At 68.0% G+C, this 20,561-nt stretch carries 21 protein-coding genes; 9 read left to right on the top strand and 12 right to left on the bottom strand.

Annotation, left to right across the window (positions count from 1 at the left end; translation table 11 throughout):
* The first annotated feature begins 38 nt into the window (after positions 1-38).
* Entirely contained in the window at positions 39-374 is a 336-nt protein-coding gene (locus tag EV137_RS25960) for a sec-independent translocase (protein ID WP_134131142.1), read from the top strand.
* A gap of 1 nt (position 375) precedes the next feature.
* On the opposite strand, the gene EV137_RS25955 is transcribed toward EV137_RS25960, so the two are convergent.
* Positions 376-795, bottom strand: a complete 420-nt coding sequence (locus tag EV137_RS25955; protein WP_134131141.1) for a hypothetical protein — start codon at positions 793-795, stop codon at positions 376-378.
* 90 nt (positions 796-885) lie between these two features.
* On the opposite strand from EV137_RS25955, the gene EV137_RS25950 reads away from it, so the two are divergent.
* The gene (locus tag EV137_RS25950; RefSeq protein ID WP_134131140.1) at positions 886-1,467 is read left to right on the top strand and encodes a TetR/AcrR family transcriptional regulator; all 582 of its coding nucleotides are present in this window, start codon (positions 886-888) and stop codon (positions 1,465-1,467) included.
* Here the strand turns inward: EV137_RS25950 and EV137_RS25945 are convergent.
* From EV137_RS25945 to EV137_RS25920, 6 genes are all read right to left on the bottom strand, one after another.
* Positions 1,450-1,995, bottom strand: coding sequence for a GNAT family N-acetyltransferase (locus EV137_RS25945; protein WP_238175556.1), 546 nt, complete (start codon positions 1,993-1,995; stop codon positions 1,450-1,452). The genes EV137_RS25950 and EV137_RS25945 overlap by 18 nt on opposite strands.
* Positions 1,996-2,009: 14 nt before the next feature.
* Positions 2,010-3,155, bottom strand: a complete 1,146-nt coding sequence (locus EV137_RS25940) for an Mrp/NBP35 family ATP-binding protein (RefSeq protein ID WP_134131138.1) — start codon at positions 3,153-3,155, stop codon at positions 2,010-2,012.
* A gap of 79 nt (positions 3,156-3,234) precedes the next feature.
* Entirely contained in the window at positions 3,235-3,798 is a 564-nt protein-coding gene (gene pspAB, locus EV137_RS25935; RefSeq protein WP_134006890.1) for a PspA-associated protein PspAB, read from the bottom strand.
* A 4-nt stretch (positions 3,799-3,802) separates the two neighbouring features.
* A complete protein-coding gene (gene htpX / locus EV137_RS25930; protein WP_134006892.1) occupies positions 3,803-4,696 on the bottom strand; it encodes a zinc metalloprotease HtpX in 894 nt (297 codons plus the stop codon).
* 39 nt (positions 4,697-4,735) lie between these two features.
* Positions 4,736-5,296: a DUF1003 domain-containing protein gene (locus EV137_RS25925; RefSeq protein WP_133785652.1), complete on the bottom strand. Its 561-nt coding sequence runs from the start codon at positions 5,294-5,296 to the stop codon at positions 4,736-4,738.
* On the bottom strand, positions 5,286-6,584 hold the full coding sequence (locus EV137_RS25920) for a magnesium transporter MgtE N-terminal domain-containing protein (RefSeq protein WP_134006894.1): 1,299 nt from the start codon (positions 6,582-6,584) through the stop codon (positions 5,286-5,288). The genes EV137_RS25925 and EV137_RS25920 overlap by 11 nt, the downstream gene beginning before the upstream one ends.
* Before the next feature lie 90 nt (positions 6,585-6,674).
* Here EV137_RS25920 and EV137_RS25915 point away from each other — a divergent pair, with 90 nt between their 5' ends.
* Both EV137_RS25915 and EV137_RS25910 read left to right on the top strand, forming a co-directional pair.
* The gene (locus EV137_RS25915) at positions 6,675-7,643 is read left to right on the top strand and encodes a helix-turn-helix domain-containing protein (protein ID WP_134006896.1); all 969 of its coding nucleotides are present in this window, start codon (positions 6,675-6,677) and stop codon (positions 7,641-7,643) included.
* Between the two features lie 114 nt (positions 7,644-7,757).
* Entirely contained in the window at positions 7,758-11,378 is a 3,621-nt protein-coding gene (locus EV137_RS25910) for a S8 family serine peptidase (protein WP_134131137.1), read from the top strand.
* Here EV137_RS25910 and EV137_RS25905 read toward each other — a convergent pair.
* Positions 11,375-11,902: a hypothetical protein gene (locus EV137_RS25905; protein ID WP_134131136.1), complete on the bottom strand. Its 528-nt coding sequence runs from the start codon at positions 11,900-11,902 to the stop codon at positions 11,375-11,377. The two genes, EV137_RS25910 and EV137_RS25905, sit on opposite strands and share 4 nt — an antisense overlap.
* A 123-nt stretch (positions 11,903-12,025) precedes the next feature.
* Between EV137_RS25905 and EV137_RS25900 the strand changes: the two genes are divergently transcribed.
* A complete protein-coding gene (locus tag EV137_RS25900; RefSeq protein WP_134131135.1) occupies positions 12,026-12,988 on the top strand; it encodes an HpcH/HpaI aldolase/citrate lyase family protein in 963 nt (320 codons plus the stop codon).
* Here EV137_RS25900 and EV137_RS25895 read toward each other — a convergent pair.
* Positions 12,985-13,347 (bottom strand): VOC family protein, encoded by a 363-nt coding sequence (locus EV137_RS25895; protein WP_134131134.1) that lies wholly within the window; start codon positions 13,345-13,347, stop codon positions 12,985-12,987. The genes EV137_RS25900 and EV137_RS25895 overlap by 4 nt on opposite strands.
* A gap of 95 nt (positions 13,348-13,442) precedes the next feature.
* Positions 13,443-14,093: a peptidylprolyl isomerase gene (locus EV137_RS25890; RefSeq protein ID WP_134131133.1), complete on the bottom strand. Its 651-nt coding sequence runs from the start codon at positions 14,091-14,093 to the stop codon at positions 13,443-13,445.
* 120 nt (positions 14,094-14,213) lie between these two features.
* On the opposite strand from EV137_RS25890, the gene EV137_RS25885 reads away from it, so the two are divergent.
* A complete protein-coding gene (locus EV137_RS25885) occupies positions 14,214-15,644 on the top strand; it encodes a serine/threonine-protein kinase (protein ID WP_134131132.1) in 1,431 nt (476 codons plus the stop codon).
* Positions 15,645-15,751: 107 nt separating this feature from the next.
* Positions 15,752-16,942: an acyl-CoA dehydrogenase family protein gene (locus EV137_RS25880; protein WP_134131131.1), complete on the top strand. Its 1,191-nt coding sequence runs from the start codon at positions 15,752-15,754 to the stop codon at positions 16,940-16,942.
* Between the two features lie 61 nt (positions 16,943-17,003).
* Here the strand turns inward: EV137_RS25880 and EV137_RS25875 are convergent, their stop codons facing one another.
* On the bottom strand, positions 17,004-18,023 hold the full coding sequence (locus EV137_RS25875; RefSeq protein WP_134131130.1) for an ArsR/SmtB family transcription factor: 1,020 nt from the start codon (positions 18,021-18,023) through the stop codon (positions 17,004-17,006).
* Between the two features lie 200 nt (positions 18,024-18,223).
* Entirely contained in the window at positions 18,224-19,330 is a 1,107-nt protein-coding gene (locus EV137_RS25870) for a magnesium and cobalt transport protein CorA (protein WP_134006914.1), read from the bottom strand.
* Positions 19,331-19,405: 75 nt separating this feature from the next.
* Between EV137_RS25870 and EV137_RS25865 the strand changes: the two genes are divergently transcribed.
* Entirely contained in the window at positions 19,406-19,945 is a 540-nt protein-coding gene (locus EV137_RS25865) for a YflT domain-containing protein (RefSeq protein ID WP_134006916.1), read from the top strand.
* 107 nt (positions 19,946-20,052) lie between these two features.
* On the top strand, positions 20,053-20,556 hold the full coding sequence (locus EV137_RS25860) for a MaoC family dehydratase (RefSeq protein ID WP_134006918.1): 504 nt from the start codon (positions 20,053-20,055) through the stop codon (positions 20,554-20,556).
* The last annotated feature ends 5 nt before the right edge of the window (positions 20,557-20,561 follow it).

Genomic DNA, 20,561 nt, shown 5'->3' with positions numbered 1-20,561 from the left:
TGGGCGCAGTCCGGAACGAAGTACGGAGAGGTGGGGACATGTTCGGCATCGGGCCACTCGAACTGGTCGTGATCGCGATCGTCGCCGTACTCGTTTTCGGACCGGACCGGCTGCCGGAGTTCGCCCGTACGGCGGGACGTCTGCTGCGCCAGGTCCGTCAGATGGTGACGAACGCGCAGAACGATCTGCGCAACGAGCTCGGCCCGGAGTACGCCGACCTCGAGCTGCAGGACCTGAACCCGAAGAACTTCGTCCGCAAGCACCTGCTCGAGCCGATGGACGAGGACGACAAGCCCGTCGCCGACTTCGCCGACAGCACCCCGCAACGCCTCCCAGCCGGCGCGAAACCGCCGTACGACCCCGAGTCGACCTGACCTACCTCCGTCGGAGGAGCAGGGCGGTCGCGGCGACACCGGCGACCGCGGGCAGGAGCGCGAGCACGCCCCAGAGCGGCGGGTACGGGTGCACGCCGTACTCGGATGCCACCAGCAGGGTCACGCCCAGCGAGGCCGTGAGCAGTACGGCGAGTACGCCAACCCCAGCTGCGACCAGGCGGTGTGAGCGGGCCAGGCCCGCGACCAGCAACCACAGCAGGGCGTCCAGGACGGCAATGCCGTACAGCAGGCCATAGAGCGCGCCCTCGGACGCGTGCTTGCCGTACGACGCGTAGCCCGATGAGGCGTGGTCGAACAGGCTGCGGCTGCCGGCCTGGTCGACGATCGCGATCGCGGCGAGCAGGACCGAGAGTCCGACCGCGGCCAGCGCTGTGCGCTTTTCTGAAAGTGACTGTCTCATGCAAGTGACTGTACGAACGCTGTGTCGGCATGGTCAAGAGATTTAGACAGTGACTTGCTGAAGCGTGTGGCTGTCTCTTAGGGTCGGGGGATGGCTACCGGTCTGCGGGAACGCTGGCGCGAGAAGGCGCGGCGGACGATCCAGGAGTGCGCGCTCGACCTGTTCGACGAGCGCGGGTTCGGCGCGGTGACGATCGAGGAGATCGCCGCCGCGGCCGAGGTGTCGCCGTCCTCGGTGTACCGCTACTTCGGCACCAAGGAAGGCCTGATCGTCGCCGACGAGTTCGACACGATGAGCCAGGAGGCGCTGGAGGAACTCTTCGACCGCGAGGACCCGGTCGCCACGTTGACCCGGATCGTCCGTGACTACGAGGCGGCACCGGGCGGCGGCGAGCCGATCCCGTGGCGGCGGATCCGCTACTTCTTCAAGGAGCCGTCGGTGCGTACGGCGTTCTGCGCCTCGCTGGACCGCGCCAGCCTGCGCATCGCCCCGCTGATGGCCGGCGGAAAGCTCACCGAGACCCAGGCCCGAGTGGCCGCGAATGCCCTTGTTTTCGGGTACTTCGCGGCGCTGGAGCAGTGGTACCTGGACGGCGGAGTGCGTCCGGTCGCGGAGTACGTCGAGGAAGGTCTGTCCCCGCTGCGCCCGATCTGGTCAGTCGGTGATCAGTAGGTCGTAGGTGACCTTGTCGTCGACGTGGGTGCCGATCTCGAAGGCGGCGCGCTCGGTGCCGACGTGCCGGAAGCCGGCCTTCTCCGCGGTACGGCGGGCCGCCGTGTTGGAGGCCGCCGTACGGATGAAGATCCGCCGGCCGCCGAATCCGCCGGCGTTCGGCGGAGCGAAGTACCACTGGGCGACGCGCTGGATCGCCTCGCTCATCACGCCGCGGCCTTGCGCCTCGGGGTGCATCCAGTACCCGACCTCGGCGTCGCGGACCGCGCCGCGGACATGGATGCCGAACAGCGTAATGTTGCCCAGTCCCTGATCGGTCGCGGCGTCTGCCACGCACCAGTTGAACCGTTTCCCGGCCGCTGCCTGCTCGGCCAGGTCCTTCAGCCAGAACCGCGCGTCCTCCACGGTGAACGGCTGTGGGATGAACGGCAGGAAATGCGCCGTCGCCTGGTTGGTGCGAGCCGCGGAGATCCGAGGTGCCTCGTCCTCCCGCCACTTCCGCAACCGCAGCCGTGCTGTCTCCAGCACGGGATGGTCCACGTTCAGCGGCCCGCGGGGGAGAGGCCGAGCTGGCGGCCGAGGAGGCCGCGCGGCTTGCCGCCCAGGGTCGACGCGATCTTGTCGAGGACCTGCGCGGCGGGGGTGTCGGGGTCGGCTGCCACGAGCGGCTGGCCGAGGTCGCCGCCGGCGCGGAGGCGCTCGTCGAGCGGGATCTCGCCGAGCAGCGGGATGTTGTAGCCGAGCCGCGCGGACAGGGTCTCCGCGACGCGCGTACCGCCGCCGGTGCCGAAGATCTCGATGCGGTGCTCGGGACCGCAGTGCGGGCAGGGCAGGAACGACATGTTCTCGACCACGCCGGCCACCCGCTGGTGCACCATCTGCGCCATCGTGCCGGCCCGCTCGGCCACCTCCGCGGCGGCCTCCTGCGGGGTCGTCACGACGATCACCTCGGCGCTGGTCAGCCGCTGGCCGACGGAGATCGCGATGTCACCGGTGCCGGGCGGCAGGTCGAGCAGCAGTACGTCGAGGTCGCCCCAGTACACGTCCGCGAGCATCTGGACCAGCGCGCGGTCGAGGATCGGGCCGCGCCACGCGACCACCTGGTCGCGCTTCGGCTTCAGCATGCCGATCGAGATCACCTTCACGCCGTGCGCGGGCACCGGCATGATCATGTCGTCCACCGCGGTCGGCCGCTCGTCCGCGACACCTAGCATCGCCGGCACCGAGTGTCCGTAGATGTCCGCGTCCAGGACGCCGACCGACAGGCCCTGGCGGGCCATCGCCACCGCCAGGTTCACGGTCACCGACGACTTGCCGACGCCACCCTTGCCGGACGCGACCGCGAACAACTTGGTCAGCGAGTCCGGCCGGGAGAACGGGATCTCCTTCTCGGCCACGCCACCGCGCAGCTGCGTCTGCAGGGCCGCCCGCTGCTCGGCCGACATCACACCCAGGTCGATCTCGACCCCGGTGACACCGTCCAGTTTGCTCACCGCGGCAGTGATGTCCCGGCGCAGCGTGTCCTTCATCGGACAGCCGGCAACGGTCAGCAGGATGCGCACGGCGACCACGCCGTCCTCGCGGACGACGACGGTCTCGACCATCCCCAGATCCGTGATCGGCTTCTTGATCTCCGGATCCATTACGCCACCGAGCGCTGTGGTCACCTGATCAGCAGTGGGAGCCATGCCCCCAGGCTACGTGCTCACACCCATCCGCCCGACCACGGTCCATGTGACGTAGGCCCGGAAAGGTAACCCTTACTTTCTACAGGCCCGGTGCGCCGTAGATGGGGAACCAGCGGGACAGGTCCGATTCGAAGTTCAGGTCGGCGCCGACGACGGACTTGATCTGGAGTTCCTGGGCGTTGTCGCGGCGGTCCGTGCCGACGGGGACGAACGGGTACCAGGAGCCCCGTTTGTAGAGGTAGACGAGGCCGACGGACTGGCTGCCGTTGGTGAAGGCAACCAGGGTGCAGAGCAGCGCGTTGCCGAAGCCGGCGTCGACGAGGGATGTGTTGACGGCGTGCAGGTCGGTGACCAGGGTTTCCAGGTCGTCGGGCGCCGTCTGCCGGACCAGCCAGGTGAAGCCGTACGAGTCCGTCGTACTCGTGAACTTGCCGTTGTCCAGCGCGAGCAGCTTGTCGACCTCGTCGCGGAGTGCGGTGAACCCACCGCCCTCGGCCGCCTTGAAACAGACCGAGCCGCTGCCCGTCGGACGGAAGCCGGCCGCGGTCTCCAGGGTGATCGCGGCCGACGGAAGCGAGAACAGCTGATCGAGGTTCGGCGGCACAGCCTTGCTGCGCCCGAGCAGGATGTCGAGAAGGCCCATAGCTCTAAGCTTGCTCGCCCAGCTCGCGGGAGAGCGTACCGAGGCGGTCGAGGCGTGTCTCCAGGGACGGGTGCGTGGAGAACAGCGACGACAGGCTCTTGCCGGTGATCGCCGGCGCGAAGAAGAACGCGTTGAACGCCTGCGCCTGGCGCAGGTCGCGCGACGGTATCTGCGCGATGTCCCCGCTGATCTTCGTCAGCGCCGACGCCAGCGTCGAGGGTCTGCCGGTCAGCATCGCCCCGGCCCGGTCCGCGGCCAGTTCGCGGTACCGCGACAGGGCCCGGGTGAGCAGGAACGAGATCGCATAGACGGCGATGGACACCGCGATGATCGTCAGCATGATCACGGCCGCGTTCTGGTCGCGGTTCCGTCCCAGGCCGCCGTACAGGCCGAAGCGGGTGATGAGGCCGGCGAGTACGCCGAGGAACGACGCGATCGTCATCACGGCCACATCCCGGTGCGCGACGTGCGAGAGCTCGTGCGACAGCACACCCTCGAGCTCGTCGGCGTCCAGACGGCGCATGACGCCGGTGGTCACACAGACCACCGCGTTCTTCGGGTTGCGGCCGGTGGCGAACGCGTTCGGCAGGTCGACGTCGGCGATCGCGACCCGCGGCTTCGGCATGTCCGCCAGCGCGCACAGCCGGTCGATCGCGCCGTGCAGCTGCGGCGCCTCCTCGGGCGTGACGATCCGGCCGTGCATCGCATACAGGGCGATCCGGTCGGAGAACCAGTACTGCGCGAAGAGCATGCCGCCGGCAATCAGCACGGCCAGCACCGCGCTGCGGGTCAGCGCGATCAGCAGTGCCACGAAGCCGACGTACAGCAGCCCGAGCAGGAAACTCGTGACCACCATCCGGCTGGACAGCCCACGATCGGGCGCGAATCGAGTCTTCATCCCACGTCCTTCCTCACTCACAGCGAGGGTAGCTCGGTGTCAAACCCGGTCGTCCTCGCGAGTGTCGAGGTCGGCGAGCAAGGAGCGGAGCTCGGAGCGCAGGAAGTCGCGGGTGGCGACCTCGCCGACGGCCATCCGCAGCGATGCCACCTCGCGGGCCAGGAACTCCATGTCGGCCCGGGTCCGGGCGTCGACGTCGCGGTCGCGCTCGTACTGCACCCGGTCGCGGGCCTCCTGCCGGTTCTGGGCGAGCAGGATGAGCGGAGCGGCGTACGACGCCTGCAGGCTGAGCGCCAGCGTGAGGAAGATGAACGGGTACTGGTCGAAGCGCACGCTCTCCGGCGCGAAGATGTTCCAGCCGACCCAGAACAGGATCGTCGCGGTCATGTAGACCAGGAACTGCCCGGTGCCGAGGAAGCGCGCGATCCGTTCGGACAGGCGGCCGAAGGCGTCCGCGTCGTACGCCGAGCGCAGTGCGATCGTGCGTCGCAGCTCGCGCGGGATGTCGAGGCGGTTGGTGCTCCGCATCAGGCGGCGTTCCTCGGCGGTGCCGCTGCCGCGCTGGCGGCGGTCGTCGGTGCTTCGGTCGTCACGGGGCATCGTGGTCCACCTCCTGCGGCTCGGGCAGCTGTGATTGCTCCACGCGATCCGCGTGGTCGTGCTCTCGCCAGTCACTGGGAAGCAGATGGTCGAGTACGTCGTCGACGGTCACCGCACCGATCAGCCGGCCCTCGTCGTCGAGCACCGGCGCGGCGACCAGGTTGTACGTCGCCAGGTACTTGCTGACCGTCTGCAGGCTGTCGTCCGGCCGCAGCCCGTCCAGGTCGGTGTCCAGGACAGCGGACACCAGCTCGGACGGCGGCTCGCGCAGCAGTCGCTGGATGTGACCGATCCCGATGAACCGTCCGGTCGGCGTTTCCAGCGGCGGCCGGCAGACGTAGATCATCGCGGCCAGTGCGGGGCTGAGCTCCGCGTTGCGTACGTGGGCGAGGGCGTCGGCCACAGTGGCGTCCGCGGGCAGGATGACCGGTTCGGACGTCATCATGCCGCCGGCGGTGCGCTCCTCGTAGGTCAGCAGTCGCCGGACGTCTTCTGCTTCCTCGGGTTCCATCAGCGTGAGCAGGCGCTCGGCTGTCTCGGTCGGCAGCTCGGCAATCAGGTCGGCCGCGTCGTCCGGGGACATCTCCTCCAGCACGTCCGCAGCCCGTTCGGTGTCCAGACCGTCGAGGATCTCGACCTGGATGTCCTCGGGCAGTTCCTCGAGTACGTCGGCCAGCCGCTGATCGTCCAGCGCGACGGCGATCTCCTTGCGACGCTTGGGGGACAGATCGTGCAGTACGCCGGCCAGGTCGGCCGGCCGCATCGACTCGAAGGCGGCCAGGATGTGTGTCGCGCCCTGTCCTTCCTCATCCTGGGTGAAGCCGGTCACGTCGATCCAGTCGAGCACGTGGGTCTGTCCGCGGCGCCGGAACCGTTTCGAACCCTCCCGGACCGCCACCTTCGTCAGGAGCCAGTCGCGGGTCCGCCACTGCTCCATTGCCATGTCGTACACCACCGCGGCGGCTCCGGTGTCGGCAATGGTGACGGTCCGGTCGAGCATTTCGCCCAGGACGAGTACTTCGGTCGTGCGCTGCTCGAACCGCCGCATGTTGACCAGACCGGTGGTGACGACGTGTCCGGCCTCGACGGAGGTGACCCGAGTCATCGGCAGGAAGATCCGGCGCCGGGTGAACACCTCGACGACCAGGCCGAGCACGCGGGGCGGCTGGTCGCCCTGACGCATCATGGCCACCACGTCCCGCACCTTGCCGACCTGGTCCCCGTTCGGGTCGTACACCGGCAGACCCGCCAATCGGGCGACATAGACCCGCGACGGTGATCCACTCATGTCCGAAGGCTAACCCGCCGACCGTGCGTCGCGGCTGAGGACCCTTCGTAGACTTTTGCCCCTCGGGCGACTTTCGAAGGTGGGGTGGGCATGCTCGGATCCACCGGGCTGGGCGCCGACGACGAGGCGGCGTACCTGGACCTGATCCGGCGGGGTGCCGCGTCGTTGGTGGACCTGGCCGCACGGCTCGGCCGTCCGGTGCAGGAGGTTCTGCGCGCGGTCGACGTACTTCTGAGCGAGGGTTTCGTGCACCGTACGCCGCCGCCGGCGGAGCTGATCGTGCCGGTGCCTCCGGAGCTCGCGGTCGAGCAGCTGATCCTGCGGCAGGAGGAGGAGTTCGAGCGGATCCGCAAGGCGGCGTACCGGCTGGCGGCAGAGGCGACCCGGCAGAGTGGTGCGCGACGGACCGAGGAGCTGATCGAGATCGTCAGCGGGGAGACGGCAGTCGGTCTGGCGTTCGACCGCGTGCAGCGGACGGCCCGAAGTGAGATGCGTGAGCTGGTCGCTCCGCCGTACGTCGCGTCGGCCGAGGTGAACAGTACGCAGCTGGCCCGGCAGGGGGCTGGTGTGACGTACCGAGTCGTCTACGACAGCTCAGCACTGGGCGACGCAGTGCTGAGCGCCAGCGCGGTCAGCCACGTGCGGGCGGGAGAGCAGGCCCGGATCGCGGACGTACTACCGACCAAATTGGCGGTCGCGGACCGGGAACTGGCGCTGCTTCCGCTGGACTGGGCCACCCCGGCACAGGACGCGGCGCTGCTGGTGCATCCATGCAGTTTGTTGGACGCTCTGGTCGCACTGTTCGAGACCGTGTGGAATCGGGCCAGTCCGCTGTCAGTGACCGAGTCAGACGGTCTGGAGCGGGAGGAGGCGATGTCTGCCGAGGACCGGCACCTCCTGTCGTTGCTGGTGGCAGGGCTGACCGACGACGCGGCCGGTGCACGTCTCGGGATCAGCCGGCGCACTGTTGCCAGACGGGTCCAGCAGCTGATGGAACAGACCCACTCGCGTTCCCGCCTCCAACTGGGCTGGCACGCCCGCGACCGCGGCTGGCTCTAGTTCTCTGGCCGGATTGGTCGTGACCTCTTTGCGCCAGCCGAATCCGTAGCACCACGGATGGGGAGCCGCATGTAATGCGGAGATCGTTGGACCTCCCCTGAGCTTGGAGCTTCCGTGTCCTTGTCTTCCTTCTGCCGTCGTGGGCTGACCGCCCTCGGCGCCGCCGTGCTGGCGCTGGCCGCCGTCTCGGTGCCGCAGGCCGGTGCTGCCACCCCAGCAGCCAGTACGCCGCCGCGCACAGTCACCCTGATCACGGGCGACAAGGTCACCGTGACGACCGTCGAAGGCCGTCCGACCGCGACCGTGAGCAAGCCCAACGGCACCCCCGCCGGCGCGCACATCATGACCGTGGGGAACGACCTGTACGTCTACCCGGACGCCGCGCTGCCGTATCTTGCGTCCGGCGTCCTCGACGAGCGCCTTTTCAACGTCACCGAGCTGCTGTCCGACGGGTACGACGACGCGCACAGTGACGGCACGCCCCTCATCGTCTCCTACGCCCAGGGACGCAAGCAGGCCGCTCCGGCAGGCGCCCGGCAGACCCGCGCACTGACCAGCATCAAAGGCGCCGCACTGACCGCTGACCACGACGAGGCCGCCGCGTTCTGGACGTCCTTCACCGGCGGCAACACCGCGGCCCGCACAGGGATCGCGAAGATCTGGCTGGACGGCAAGGCCAAGGCGACCCTGTCGGACACCACCACCCAGATCGGCGCGCCGGAGGTGTGGCAGGGCGGCAACACCGGTCAAGGCGTGGACGTCGCCGTGCTCGACACCGGCATCGATGCCGCGCACCCCGACTTCGGCGGCCGGATCGTCGCCTCGCAGAGCTTCGTGCCGGGCCAGGACGTCACCGATCGCAACGGTCACGGGACCCACGTCGCCTCGACCATCGCCGGTACGGGTGCTGCGTCCGGCGGCAAGGAGCAGGGCGTGGCGCCTGGCGCCGGACTCCACATCGGCAAGGTCCTGAACGACGACGGCAGCGGCCAGGACTCCTGGATCCTCGCCGGCATGGAGTGGGCCGCGCGCGATCAGCGCGCCGAGGTGATCAGCATGAGCCTCGGCTCCGGTCCGACCGACGGCACGGACCCCATGAGCCAGGCCGTGAACACGCTGAGCGCCGAGACCGGCGCATTGTTCGTGATCGCCGCGGGCAACTCCGGACCGGATCCGTACAGCGTCTCGGCACCGGGTGCCGCGGACGCGGCCCTGACCGTTGGCGCAGTCGACAGTGCGGACCGCCTCGCGTCGTTCTCCAGCCGCGGTCCGCGACTCGGTGACAGTGCGGTCAAGCCCGACTTGACTGCTCCTGGCGTCGGTGTGCTCGCTGCGCGGTCGCAGTACTCGCCGGAAGGTGAAGGGCCGTATGTCGCGATGAACGGTACGTCGATGGCCACACCGCACGTCGCTGGTGCGGCTGCGCTGCTGGCCAACGCGCACCCGGACTGGACGGGGCAGCAGTTGAAGGATGCGCTGGTCAGCACGACGAAGACCACGCAGCAGTACAGCCCGTTCGCGGCAGGTACCGGCCGGCTGGACGTAGCCACTGCGGTGCGCAGCACGCTGTACGCGTCCGGCTCCGCCTTCGCCGCGGTGAAGTGGCCTTACCCGGCGAGCGGACTGGTGCAGAAGGACGTCACCTACACCAACAACGGCGCCGAACCCGTCACGCTGAACCTGTCTCTCAAGAACCAGGGCATCCCGGCCGGTCTGTTCACGCTGACGACTCCGCACCTGACCGTCCCGGCGCACGGTACGGCGACCGCCGGTGTGGTGAGTCACCTCGATCTGGCCGTCGACGACGCCGGCTACAGCTCGATGATCACGGCAACTGATGGCAATGGAGCAGTGCTCGCCCACACCTCGATCGGTGTGAGCAAGCAGAGTCAGCGCGTCAAGCTGTCGCTCCGCGCGAAGGACCCGCACGGCGCGGCGCTGTCGGGTGTCGTCGTACTCAAGGACATCAAGCGGGACGTCGTACCGGAGGTGTACGTCGTCGACGGGAGTCTCGACGTCGACGTTCGCCCGAGCACGTACGCCGGATGGATGTACGCCGACGTACCCGGTCTGGACGGTCCGCATTCGCTGGGCCGGGCTGTCATCAGTCAGCCGGAGGTAGACGTCACCCAGGACCAGACGCTCACGTTCGACGCTGCCGGACTCCGTAAGGTCGCTGCGGTCACGCCGCGGCCTTCTGACAACACGTATCTGCGCGTCGACCAGTACCGGAGTTACGGCGACCTGCATCGCTTTGTCGACGTGTATCAGCTCGAGTGGTGGATCTACGACTCCCTCTGGGCCACACCGACCCGCAAGGTGACACAGGGCTCCTACACGTTCGCAACACGCTGGCGACAGGTTCAGCCTGCTCTCACGGTGGGTTCGTTCGACAGCGTCGTACAGAGCTGGTCGCCGAAGTTGCCTGAAGGCGTCGGCACCTATCCGGTGGTGTACGTCGGCTCCGACCCTGCGACGTACGACGTCCGGGGCAAGATCGTTGTTGCTCAGCGCAACGACGCCGTACCGCCGACAGCACAGGCTGCAGCTGCCGCGAAGGGCGGTGCGAAGCTGCTGCTCATCCTGAACGACGGATACGGGCCTCTGGACGCGTGGGCCGATCTGCCGCAGGAGGAGGCGCCGGCACTCCCTGTAGCGTCCCTGAACACTGACCAGGGCAAGCGGCTGCTGGCGGTCAGTCCCAAGCTGTTGCCGCTCGTTTCGCATCCGTATCCGGACTACATCTACGACCTCGTCCAGCACCACGACAGTGCGGTTCCGAAAGACCCCGGGTACCGGCCGGGCACACGTGATCTGGCACGGATCGACGAGTCCTTCCGGGACACGAAGCCGGGGGATGCGCTGGACATCCGCTTCGACCTGTCCGCGGACCTGACTTGGGCAATAGGGGCCGCAACAACACCGGTACCCGCGCAGGATGACCACACGGTGTGGGTCACGGCCTCGCCGAAGGTGAAGTGGCTCAGCATGGCCGCGGTGCCGGACCTGACTCAGCAGGGCTCGTCACTGTCCTACCGTGCCGGCAGCACGACGAAGGAGACCTGGTTCGCCGGCATCCAGCGTCCGCGGCTGCTGGGCGACAGTGCGTTGTCGACACCGCCGTCACGCGTCGGGGACATCATGAGCGTCTTCGGCGTGCCCGGCTTCGCCGACTCAGGTCCGCACCAGGGCATCGTGTACGACGTCGGGGCGCCGGTCACGTCGGCGTTCTACCAGGGCGACACGTTGATCGGCGAGGGCCCCGACATCCTCTCGGTAGAGGTCGCGCCGGAGCCGCTGCCGTACCGGCTGGTCGTTGACACCAAGCGCGACCTGCCGAACCGGCCGTACTCGCCGAGCACGCACACCGAGTGGGGCTTCACCTCCGGTCAGGCGGACTACGCGAACCTGGAGACGCTGCCGCTGCTCCAGCTCGACTACTCGATCGCAACTGACCTGTCCGGTCGAGCGAAACGCCACGCAGACCTCGCGGTGGCCGCCTCGCACCTGCCAGGGGCTGTGGACACAGGCAAGGTCAGTACGGCGACGCTGGAGCTGTCGTACGACGACGGTGCCACCTGGCGGTCGATCGGGCTGCAACGGTCGGGGGCCGGTTGGCGCGGGAAGCTGGATGCACCGGCATCAGCCGACTACGTGAGCATGCGGGTCACGGCACGCGACGATGCCGGCAACAGCGTCAGCCAGACGATCCAACGGGCCTTCGGGGTGCGTTAACTCAGCTTAGGGCGGCGGCGCACTGGCCGGTGCAGTGTCATCGGTGGCTTGCCGCGGGTCGTGGCTCTGGTCGGTACCGGAGCCTCGGCCCGCGGCGTGGCGTCGTAGCGTCCTGCCGTCTCGCTGATCTCACCGGTCGGGTCCAGGACCAGGATGTCGGCCTCGTTCCGCCACCGCTCCAGCTGTGTGTCCAGCTCGGCTGCGTTCAGCCGCTCGGTTCGCAGTACCTGGGCTGCTGCTGTCCACTCGTCGGTCCCCGGCTGCAAGCGCCGTACGGTCGCCTTCCAGCTCGCCAGGCGGTTCGTGGCAGGTTTGGCCGGTACGACGACCTCGACTGTGGGTGCTGCTGCGAGTCCGGGCAGGGGCTGCTCCGCGCCGTCAGCCGAGTCCGCGAGTACGACGTACTGGCCCTCAACCGTCGCGAACCATGCCGGTACCGGTCGTCGGCCGTCCCACGCCAGCCAGACGAGTCCGGCCTTCTTCATCACGCCGGCGATCTCGGTGACAGCCTCCTCGATGCTCACAGGTCCAAGTGTCACACGGTGAATCGGGACACACTCGGAGGGGAAGTGAGCCGGGTCACCGGGACGGCGGGCATGGACGCCGTACGCTGCCGGTGACCGGCGAGTAACCGAGTGGAGGTCCCGATGACGGAGCAGGTCTTGCGTAGTCGACGGTCGTGTCTGGCCACGCCCGGGTCGAACCCACGGTTCCTGACCAAGGCGAAGGGGCTGGACGCGGACCAGGTGTTCCTGGACCTCGAGGACTCGGTCGCGCCGATCGCCAAACCTGATGCCCGCAAGAACATCGTCGCCGCGCTCAACGAGGGCGGCTGGGGTACCAAGCTGCGCGTCGTCCGGGTGAACGACTGGACCACCGAGTGGACGTACGCCGACGTGATCGAGGTCGTCGGCGGCGCCGGCGCGAACCTCGACTGCATCATGCTGCCGAAGGTGCAGACCGCCGAGCAGGTGGTCGCGCTCGACCTACTGCTCACCCAGCTGGAGAAGGTGCACGGGTACGAGCCGGGCCGGATCGGGATCGAGGCGCAGATCGAGAACGCGCTCGGCCTGACCAACGTGAACGCGATCGCGACCGCGTCGCCGCGGGTGGAGACGATCATCTTCGGGCCGGCGGACTTCATGGCGTCGATCAACATGAAGTCGCTGGTGGTCGGCGAGCAGCCGCCCGGGTACGACGTCGGCGACGCCTACCACTACATCCTGATGCAGATCCTGATGGCCGCGCGGGCGCACGGCAAGCAGGCGATCGACGGGCCGTACCTGCAGATCAAGGACGTCGACGGTTTCCGCCGCGTCGCCGGCCGCTCGGCCGCGCTCGGCTTCGACGGCAAGTGGGTGCTGCACCCCGACCAGATCGCCGCCGCGAACGAGGTCTACTCGCCCCGCCAGGACGACTACGACCACGCCGAGAACATCCTCGACGCCTACGACCACTACACCTCCGCGGCCGGCGGCGGCCGCGGCGCGGTGATGCTCGGCGACGAGATGATCGACGAAGCCAGCCGCAAAATGGCCCTCGTCATCTCCGCCAAGGGCCGAGCCGCCGGCCTCACCCGCACCGACATCTGGCAGCCCCCCGCCGACTAACCCACCTGGGCCATGATTGCGAGTAGGTGGCCGTCGGGGTCGGGGAAGAAGGCCATCCATTCCTCGATGCCGTTGTCGTGCTTGTGGATGAGGTGCGGGGCCTGCTCGAACTCCACGCCGCGGGCGCGGAGTTCGTCGTAGGCCGTCTGGATGTCGTCGACGCGGAAGTAGAGGATGGAAGGGTTCTCGGATCCTTCGTTGGCGCTCAGGAACAGCCGCGTTCCACCGCAGTCGAAGAACGCCAGGTCCCCGAACGTGTAGAGGTGGGGGAGTCCCAGTACGCCGCCGTAGAAGTCGACGGCCTGCTGGATGTCACTCACCGGGCGGGCGATCTGCCCGATCGCACCTAGCTGCACCATCTCCGCGCCTCCTTGTCCCTGAAGAGCACTGTCCGCGGCCGGCCGCGTGTGCCCACATCCTCAAGCTAGCGGCGCGCCGCCTGAATTGCGCTCCCTCAGTGGGTCCAGACCTTGTAGATGCGGATGGGCTTGGCCGGGGGGCCGTCCTGGTCGGGGTCCGCGATGCCGGCGGCGACCATGCGGTCGAAGGTGGACATGCCGGCGATGACGTGGCCGAGGACGGTGTAGTTCGGCGCGATGTTCGCGAACGAGTGCACGACGAAGAACTCGGAGCCGTTGGTGCCTGGGCCCTGGTTGCCGTAGGCAACGGTGCCGCGCGGGTAGGTCTCCTGGCCGGTGACCTCGTCGGGGAACTTGTACCCGGGCCCACCTTCCTCCTGGCGGTAGATGTCACCGCACTGCAGGACGCCCAGCCGGGACGAGTTCGTCAGCCGGAAGCACTGCGTGGCGTCGTAGAACCGGCTCTTCACCAGATGCACGAAGTTGTGTACGCCGCAGGGCGCGTTGGCGCGGTCCATCCGGACCACGAACGGTCCGTAGTTCGTCACGAAGTACACGTCGACCGTGCCCTTCGCACGGGCCACCGGGGACGGGATCCGGACCGGCTTGGCGGCCGGGTTCTCAGGCGTCGGCGTGAACTCGCACTTGGCCACCGGCTTGGCAGCCGGTGTGGCGGAGGCTGTGGTCGTGGAGAGTGTCGTCGCAACCAGAACGGCCGCGATCAGGGCGGTGAGTGATCGCTTCATCACCACACCGTAGTACCTCGCTTGCTCTCTGCAGAGGTTGTTCAAGGAATTCGTCGCGGACTCGAACATCCGGCGCTTCCCGCCTAAGGTGATCCGGTCCGCTGCGGAAGGTGTGTTTGTGTGAACGGCGAGGTACTGGCAGGTCGGTACCGGTTGCTGACCCTGCTCGGCAGGGGCGGTGCGGGTGAGGTGTGGCAGGCCGAGGACACGCTCCTCGCCCGCCAGGTCGCGGTGAAGTTGCTGCGCAGCCTCGAAGGCGACCCGATGGCCGCGGTCCAGCGGTTTCGCGCCGAGGCTCAATCAGCCGCTCGATTGACCCATCCGAACGTTGTCGCGACCTACGACGTCGGCACCGAGGGTGACCACGTGTTCCTGGTGATGGAACTCGTGCAAGGACCCGATCTGGCCAAACTGATGCGTACGTCGGGACTCCCGGCCGCTTCCCTGATCGAGGACATCGCCGTGCAGGGCGCTCGTGCCCTGGACGCGGCACACGCGGCCGGGATCGTGCACCGCGACGTGAAGCCGGGCAACCTGCTGCTGGCTCCCGACGGCACCCTCAAGATGACCGACTTCGGTATCGCCAAGAGTGCGGGCAACGAGACGACCGGACTGGGCGTCCTGCTCGGTACGGCGTCGTACGTGTCGCCGGAGCAGGTCCGTGGCGACCCCGCGACCGCGGCCAGCGACTGGTACTCGTTCGGCTGTGTCCTGCACGAGCTCCTGACCGGTACGCCGCCGTTCACAGGCCCGACCGTCGACGTGGTCATGCGGCAGCATCTCGACGTACCGCCTCCGCCTGTTACACGTGCCGACGTACCGGCTGAGCTGTCGAACCTCGTGGCGCACCTACTGGCCAAGGATCCGGCGGACCGTCCGTCGTCGGAGCACGAGGTGGCCGCGCTGCTCGCACCGGCCAACCAGACGCAGGTGCTGGCGTTCACGCCACCTGCGGCTGCCGAGGTGGTCGGTGTGGGTAAGTGGGAGGACGACTCCGACGAACCGGCGCATCGGGCGACCCGTAGGGGCTTCCCCTTGGCCAAGGCAGGTGTGGCTGCCGCCGTGGTGGTAGCGGGTCTGGTGGGGGCGCTCCTGCTGCGGGCAGGCGTGTCGAACGATCCGCCCGCACAGGCCGGCGGAACGCCTACTGCCCCGGTGCAGAAGGTCACGACGGCTCCCAAGACCACACCGAAGCCCAAGCCGACCCCCACTCCCACCAAGACGAAGACAACGCCGACGAAGAAGCCGACGCAGACACAGAACCCGCAAGGGATGCTGGTGCAGCGGCTGCGCTCGCTGGCCGCACAGGTACGCGCGACGCAGCAGGGCAGCCGTAGCAAGGCGCCGCGGGAGGCTGCGAACGACCTGGACCAGGCTGCCCAGGCAATCGACCACGGCGACACCGAGTCCGCCGCGAAGCACTTCTACGAGGCGCGGCAGCGGCTGGCTGAGGCACAGCAACGACACCGCTGGCAGGCGACCCAGCAGATCGCCGCGCTGTTCTTCACCATCGGCCAGTCACTCCCTCGTCCTGACCACGACGACGAGTGAGGCACGCGACCTTCGCCAGGTGGCCGGTGTCACAGCGGGTGTCACCCTCGTGCCGGGATGCTGATAGCGAGGATACTCGCGGGTAAGCCGGCCGAAGGAGACGCACGATGAGCAGGTTGCAGCAGACCGAGGGGCTGACCGACATCCAGGAAGAGATCCTGAAGACGGTCCGGGCCTTCGTCGAGGCCGAGATCCTCCCGGTCGCGACCGAGCTCGAACACCGCGACGAGTACCCGACCGAGATCGTCGAGGGACTCAAGGAACTCGGGCTGTTCGGGCTGATGATCCCCGAGGAGTACGGCGGCCTCGGCGAATCGCTGCTCACGTACGCGCTGTGCGTCGAGGAGATCGCCCGCGGCTGGATGAGCGTGTCCGGGATCATCAACACGCACTTCATCGTCGCGTACATGCTGCTGCAGCACGGGACCGACGAGCAGAAGCAGAAGTACCTGCCGCGGATGGCGACCGGTGAGGTCCGCGGCGCGTTCTCGATGTCCGAGCCGGGCTGCGGGTCCGACGTCGCCGCCATCAAGACGAAAGCCACTCGCGAGGGTGACGGCTATGTCGTCAACGGTCAGAAGATGTGGCTGACCAACGGCGGCTCGTCGAACCTGGTCGCCGTACTCGTGAAGACCGACGAGGGGCAGGACTCGGTCTACAAGAACATGACCACGTTCCTGGTCGAGAAGGAGCCCGGGTTCGGTGAGGTCGACAAGGGCCTCACGATCCCCGGCAAGATCGAGAAGATGGGCTACAAGGGCGTCGACACCACGGAGCTGGTGTTCGACGGGTACCGGATCGACGCGGGCCAGATCCTCGGCGGCGTACCGGGTAAGGGTTTCTACCAGATGATGGACGGCGTCGAGGTCGGTCGCGTGAACGTTGCCGCGCGCGGGTGCGGTGTCGCGCGGCGGGCGTTCGAGCTCGGGATCTCCTACGCGCAGCAGCGCGAGACGTTCGGCAAGAAGATCGCCGAGCACCAGGCGGTGCTGTTCCGGCTCGCCGACATGGCCGTCAAGGTGGAGGCCGCGCACGAGCTGATGGTGAAGGCGGCCCGGAAGAAGGACAGCGGCTCCCGCAACGACTTCGAGGCCGGCGTGGCGAAGTACCTGGCCAGCGAGTACTGCTCGCAGGTCGTGGAGGACTCGTTCCGCATCCACGGCGGCTACGGGTTCTCGAAGGAGTACGAGATCGAACGCCTCTACCGCGAGGCCCCGATGCTCCTGATCGGCGAGGGGACGGCCGACATCCAGCGCATGATCATCGGCCGCCGCCTGCTCGAGGACTACAAACTCTGACCGTACGCTGGGTCGACAGGCGGGGCGGTGCCGGTCGGCCCAGCGCACGGCGGGGCAGGGTCTAGGCCGTACTGCGGGTCGGGACTTGCCGGGTGTTGCCGGAGCCGTGGCCGGAGAGCAGCCAGATGCCCAGCTGGGTGATCTCGTGGCGCACCGACGCGCCATCGCGGCGGGTGGTGATCAGGCCGGCCTCGCGGAGCACCGTCGCCTGATGGCTCGCGGCAGCCGGAGAGATCCCGCAGCGTTTCGCCAGCTCCGTCGTCGTACAGCCGCTGACGGTCGCCTCCAGCGCGGCGGCCCGGGTCGACCCGAGCAGGGCTCCCAGCGGGTCACTCGACGGCGGGTGCTCCATCGGCGTCTGCCGCAGGATCCCGGGCGCATGCTGGATCGGGTACACCAGGATCGGTTTGAGGTCCGGGTCCCGCAGCTTGGTCGGTACCTGCCAGCAGAACGCCGAAGGCTGCAACTCGATTCCCCTGCCATCGAGATACAGATCTCGGTCGTTCATGTCCAGCACCTGCAGGACCGGTGCGACCCACCGGACCCGCGGATGCAGCGACGACAGCAGCCGGTCCACACCGTGCCGGGCCAACGCCTCCCCTCGATGGGCGTGGTCGGCGGACACGTGCGTCCCGATCGATTTCCAGTACGGCGCGATCGCGGCGTCGTGATACGTCCGGATGGCCCGTCCGAGCTTCTGCATCGACGTACGGCCACCTTGGGCCAGCTCCCGTGTCCAGGGGGAGGCCGGCCGGTACTGCGCGAGCAGGTCGAGCTGGCTGCGGATCTGCTGCCGCGGTGTCGCCAGTGCCTGCTCCAGGGCGGTGTCGAAGTCCGGAGCGGGCTCTGCCGGGGTGAGGAAGTCGGGGGAGTAGCCCTTCGACGGGGTCAGCTCGAGCAGCAGCCGCATCTGGTCCGGTGCGACCGTGGCCCGCACATGGCGCCGCCAGTCCTCGAAGATCAGCCGGCCTTCCGAGTGCTGCAGCATGTGCAGGCTCAGCAGCACCTCCCAGAGCGGCGCCGGCGTGGTAGCGACCGTGACCCGGGTCAGGTCGCGCGGCGTGAAATGAATGCGAAGCACCGCGATCCCCTCCTGTCCCTGGTCGGCATTTGGTCGCGGAAAGTAATCACTCCCTGACCGAATGCGATTCCGGAATTCAATCAAGGGAGGAGATCGCGGGACAACCGTTTGAACATTCCAATCCCGGAGTAGTCCTGGCCATGGCAAAAGGTTGCCAACTCACCCGACCGGGCGGAGCGAATTCCGGGCCCAGAGGGTGTCTAGAGCCAGTGGTTCCGCTTGAACAACCGGTAAAGGACGGTGCACGCCGCCAGCATCACTCCGAGTACGACGAAGTACGCGTACTTCAGCCGCAGTTCCGGCATGTAATCGAAATTCATGCCGTAGATCCCGGCGATCATGGTCGGCACCGCGAGGATGGCCACCCACGCCGAGATCCGCCGCATGTCCTCGTTCTCGGCCACCTGGACCTGGGCCAGCCCGGCCTGCAGGATCGAGCTGAGCAGCTCGTCGAACGAGATCACCTGCTCCTTCACCCGCTGCAGGTGGTCGTCGACGTCGCGGAAGTAGTTCTTCGTCTCGTCGGCGATCAGCGGGTGCCGCAGCGTGGCCAGGGCCCGCATCGGGCCGGTCAGCGGCGCCACGGCCCGCTTGAGCTCCAGCACCTCACGCTTCAGCTGGTAGACCCGGTCGATGTTCCGCCAGCCACGCGGTGTGAACATGGACGTCTCGATCAGGTCGATATCGGCCTGTACGGCGTCCGCGACCTCCAGGTACCGGTCCACGACGTGGTCCGCGATGGCATGCAGTACGGCGCCCGGACCGGTGGCGAGCCGGTGCGGCTCCCGCTCCAACACCTGCCGCAGTCCGGTCAGCTCACTGTGCTCACCGTGCCGGACCGTGACGACGAAGCCGGGTCCACAGAACACCATGACCTCACCCGTCGCGACCACCTCGCTGGTGGCGGTCAGGTCGTCGTGCGGGACATACGTGACCGTTTTGAACACTGCGAACAGCGTCTCGCCGTACCGCTCCAGCTTGGGGCGCTGGTGCGCCTCGTAAGCGTCCTCCAGCGCCAGCGGGTGCAGCCCGAACTCCGCACCGATGATGGCGAGCTGGTGGTCGGTCGGCTGGAACAGGCCGATCCACACGAACCCCTGCCCGCGCTGCGCCCGGTCGAGCGCCTCGGTGTAGGAGCTGACCCGGGTGTCGCGGACACCGTCGCGGTACAGCCCCCAGTCGACCAGGGCGCCCTCGAGCTTGCCGGTGACCACGTCGTCCGGCGGACGGCCGGGACCGTCGCCGCGCCGGGCGAAGACCCGTCCCACACGGCGTGTCGCGCCCATGTCCCATCGTCGCCCGGTCATCACCGGCGAGGCTATCAAGACGCGGTAACCAGCCGTCGGCAATGATGGGATGCAAGCACGTGGAGAGGAACGACGATGACCACGCAGGGCATGCCCTCGATGGACCCCAGGCCGACCGGCCTGACGATCGGGACGTACGACACCTACCGGGAGGCACAGCGAGCTGTCGACTATCTCTCGGACGAGAAGTTCCCGGTCGAGCACACGACCATCGTCGGCAACAACCTCCGTCAGGTCGAGAAGATCACCGGCCGGCTCACCTGGGGCCGGGCGCTGGCGGCGGGTCTGGCCAGCGGCGCCTGGTTCGGGCTGTTCGTGGGCCTGCTGCTGGGGCTCTTCACCACCAACAACTGGCTCGCGGCGGTGCTGACCGGCGTCGTACTCGGCGCCTTCTTCGGCCTGGTGTTCGGCGGCCTCGGGTACGCGCAGTCGGCCGGCCGGCGGGACTTCACGTCGCGGACCGCCGTGGTGGCCACAACGTACGACGTACTCTGCGACTTCAAGTTCGCAGAAGAGGCGCGCAACCACCTCGCCAAGCTCGCCCTGAAGGGTGAGGTGCACCCGGTGTTGCCGAATCACGAGGCGCAGCAGACCACGCAGCGGCCCGTCGACTGAGGTGACCTATCTCTCCCGCCGGTGAGAGCCACACCACGGCCCGGAGGCGCCCGGACCCGGCAGCATGGGGAATCCCATCGGGAGGCCAGAGCCGAGGAGGAACCGAGATGCAGTTCGGGCGCAGCTACGAGGAGTTCGAGGTCGGTGCGGTCTACAAGCACTGGCCGGGTAAGACGGTGACGGAGTACGACGACCACCTGTTCTGCCTGCTCACCATGAACCACCATCCGCTGCACCTGGACACGCACTACGCGGAGGGGTCGACCCAGTTCGGGAAGAACGTTGTGGTCGGCAATTACATCTACTCGATCCTGCTCGGGATGTCGGTCCCGGACGTGAGCGGCAAGGCGATCGCCAACCTGGAGATCGAGTCCCTGCGGCACGTCGCCCCCACCTTCCACGGCGACACCGTGTACGGCGAGACGCTCGTCCTGGACAAGTGGGAGTCGAAGTCCAAGGACGACCGCGGCGTCGTGTACGTCGAGACCAAGGGCTACAAGCAGGACGGCACCGTCGTCTGCCTGTTCCGCCGCAAGGTCATGGTCCCGAAAAACAACTACCTCGAGTCCCGCGGCGGCGAACAACCCGGCCGCCCGGTTCCCGCCGAGTAGCCGCC

This window comes from Kribbella pratensis (assembly GCF_004366075.1).
In the GTDB taxonomy this organism is placed as follows: Bacteria; Actinomycetota; Actinomycetes; order Propionibacteriales; family Kribbellaceae; genus Kribbella; species Kribbella pratensis.
Note: the sequence above shows the minus strand (reverse complement) of the source record. Positions and strands in the feature narration are given on the sequence as shown.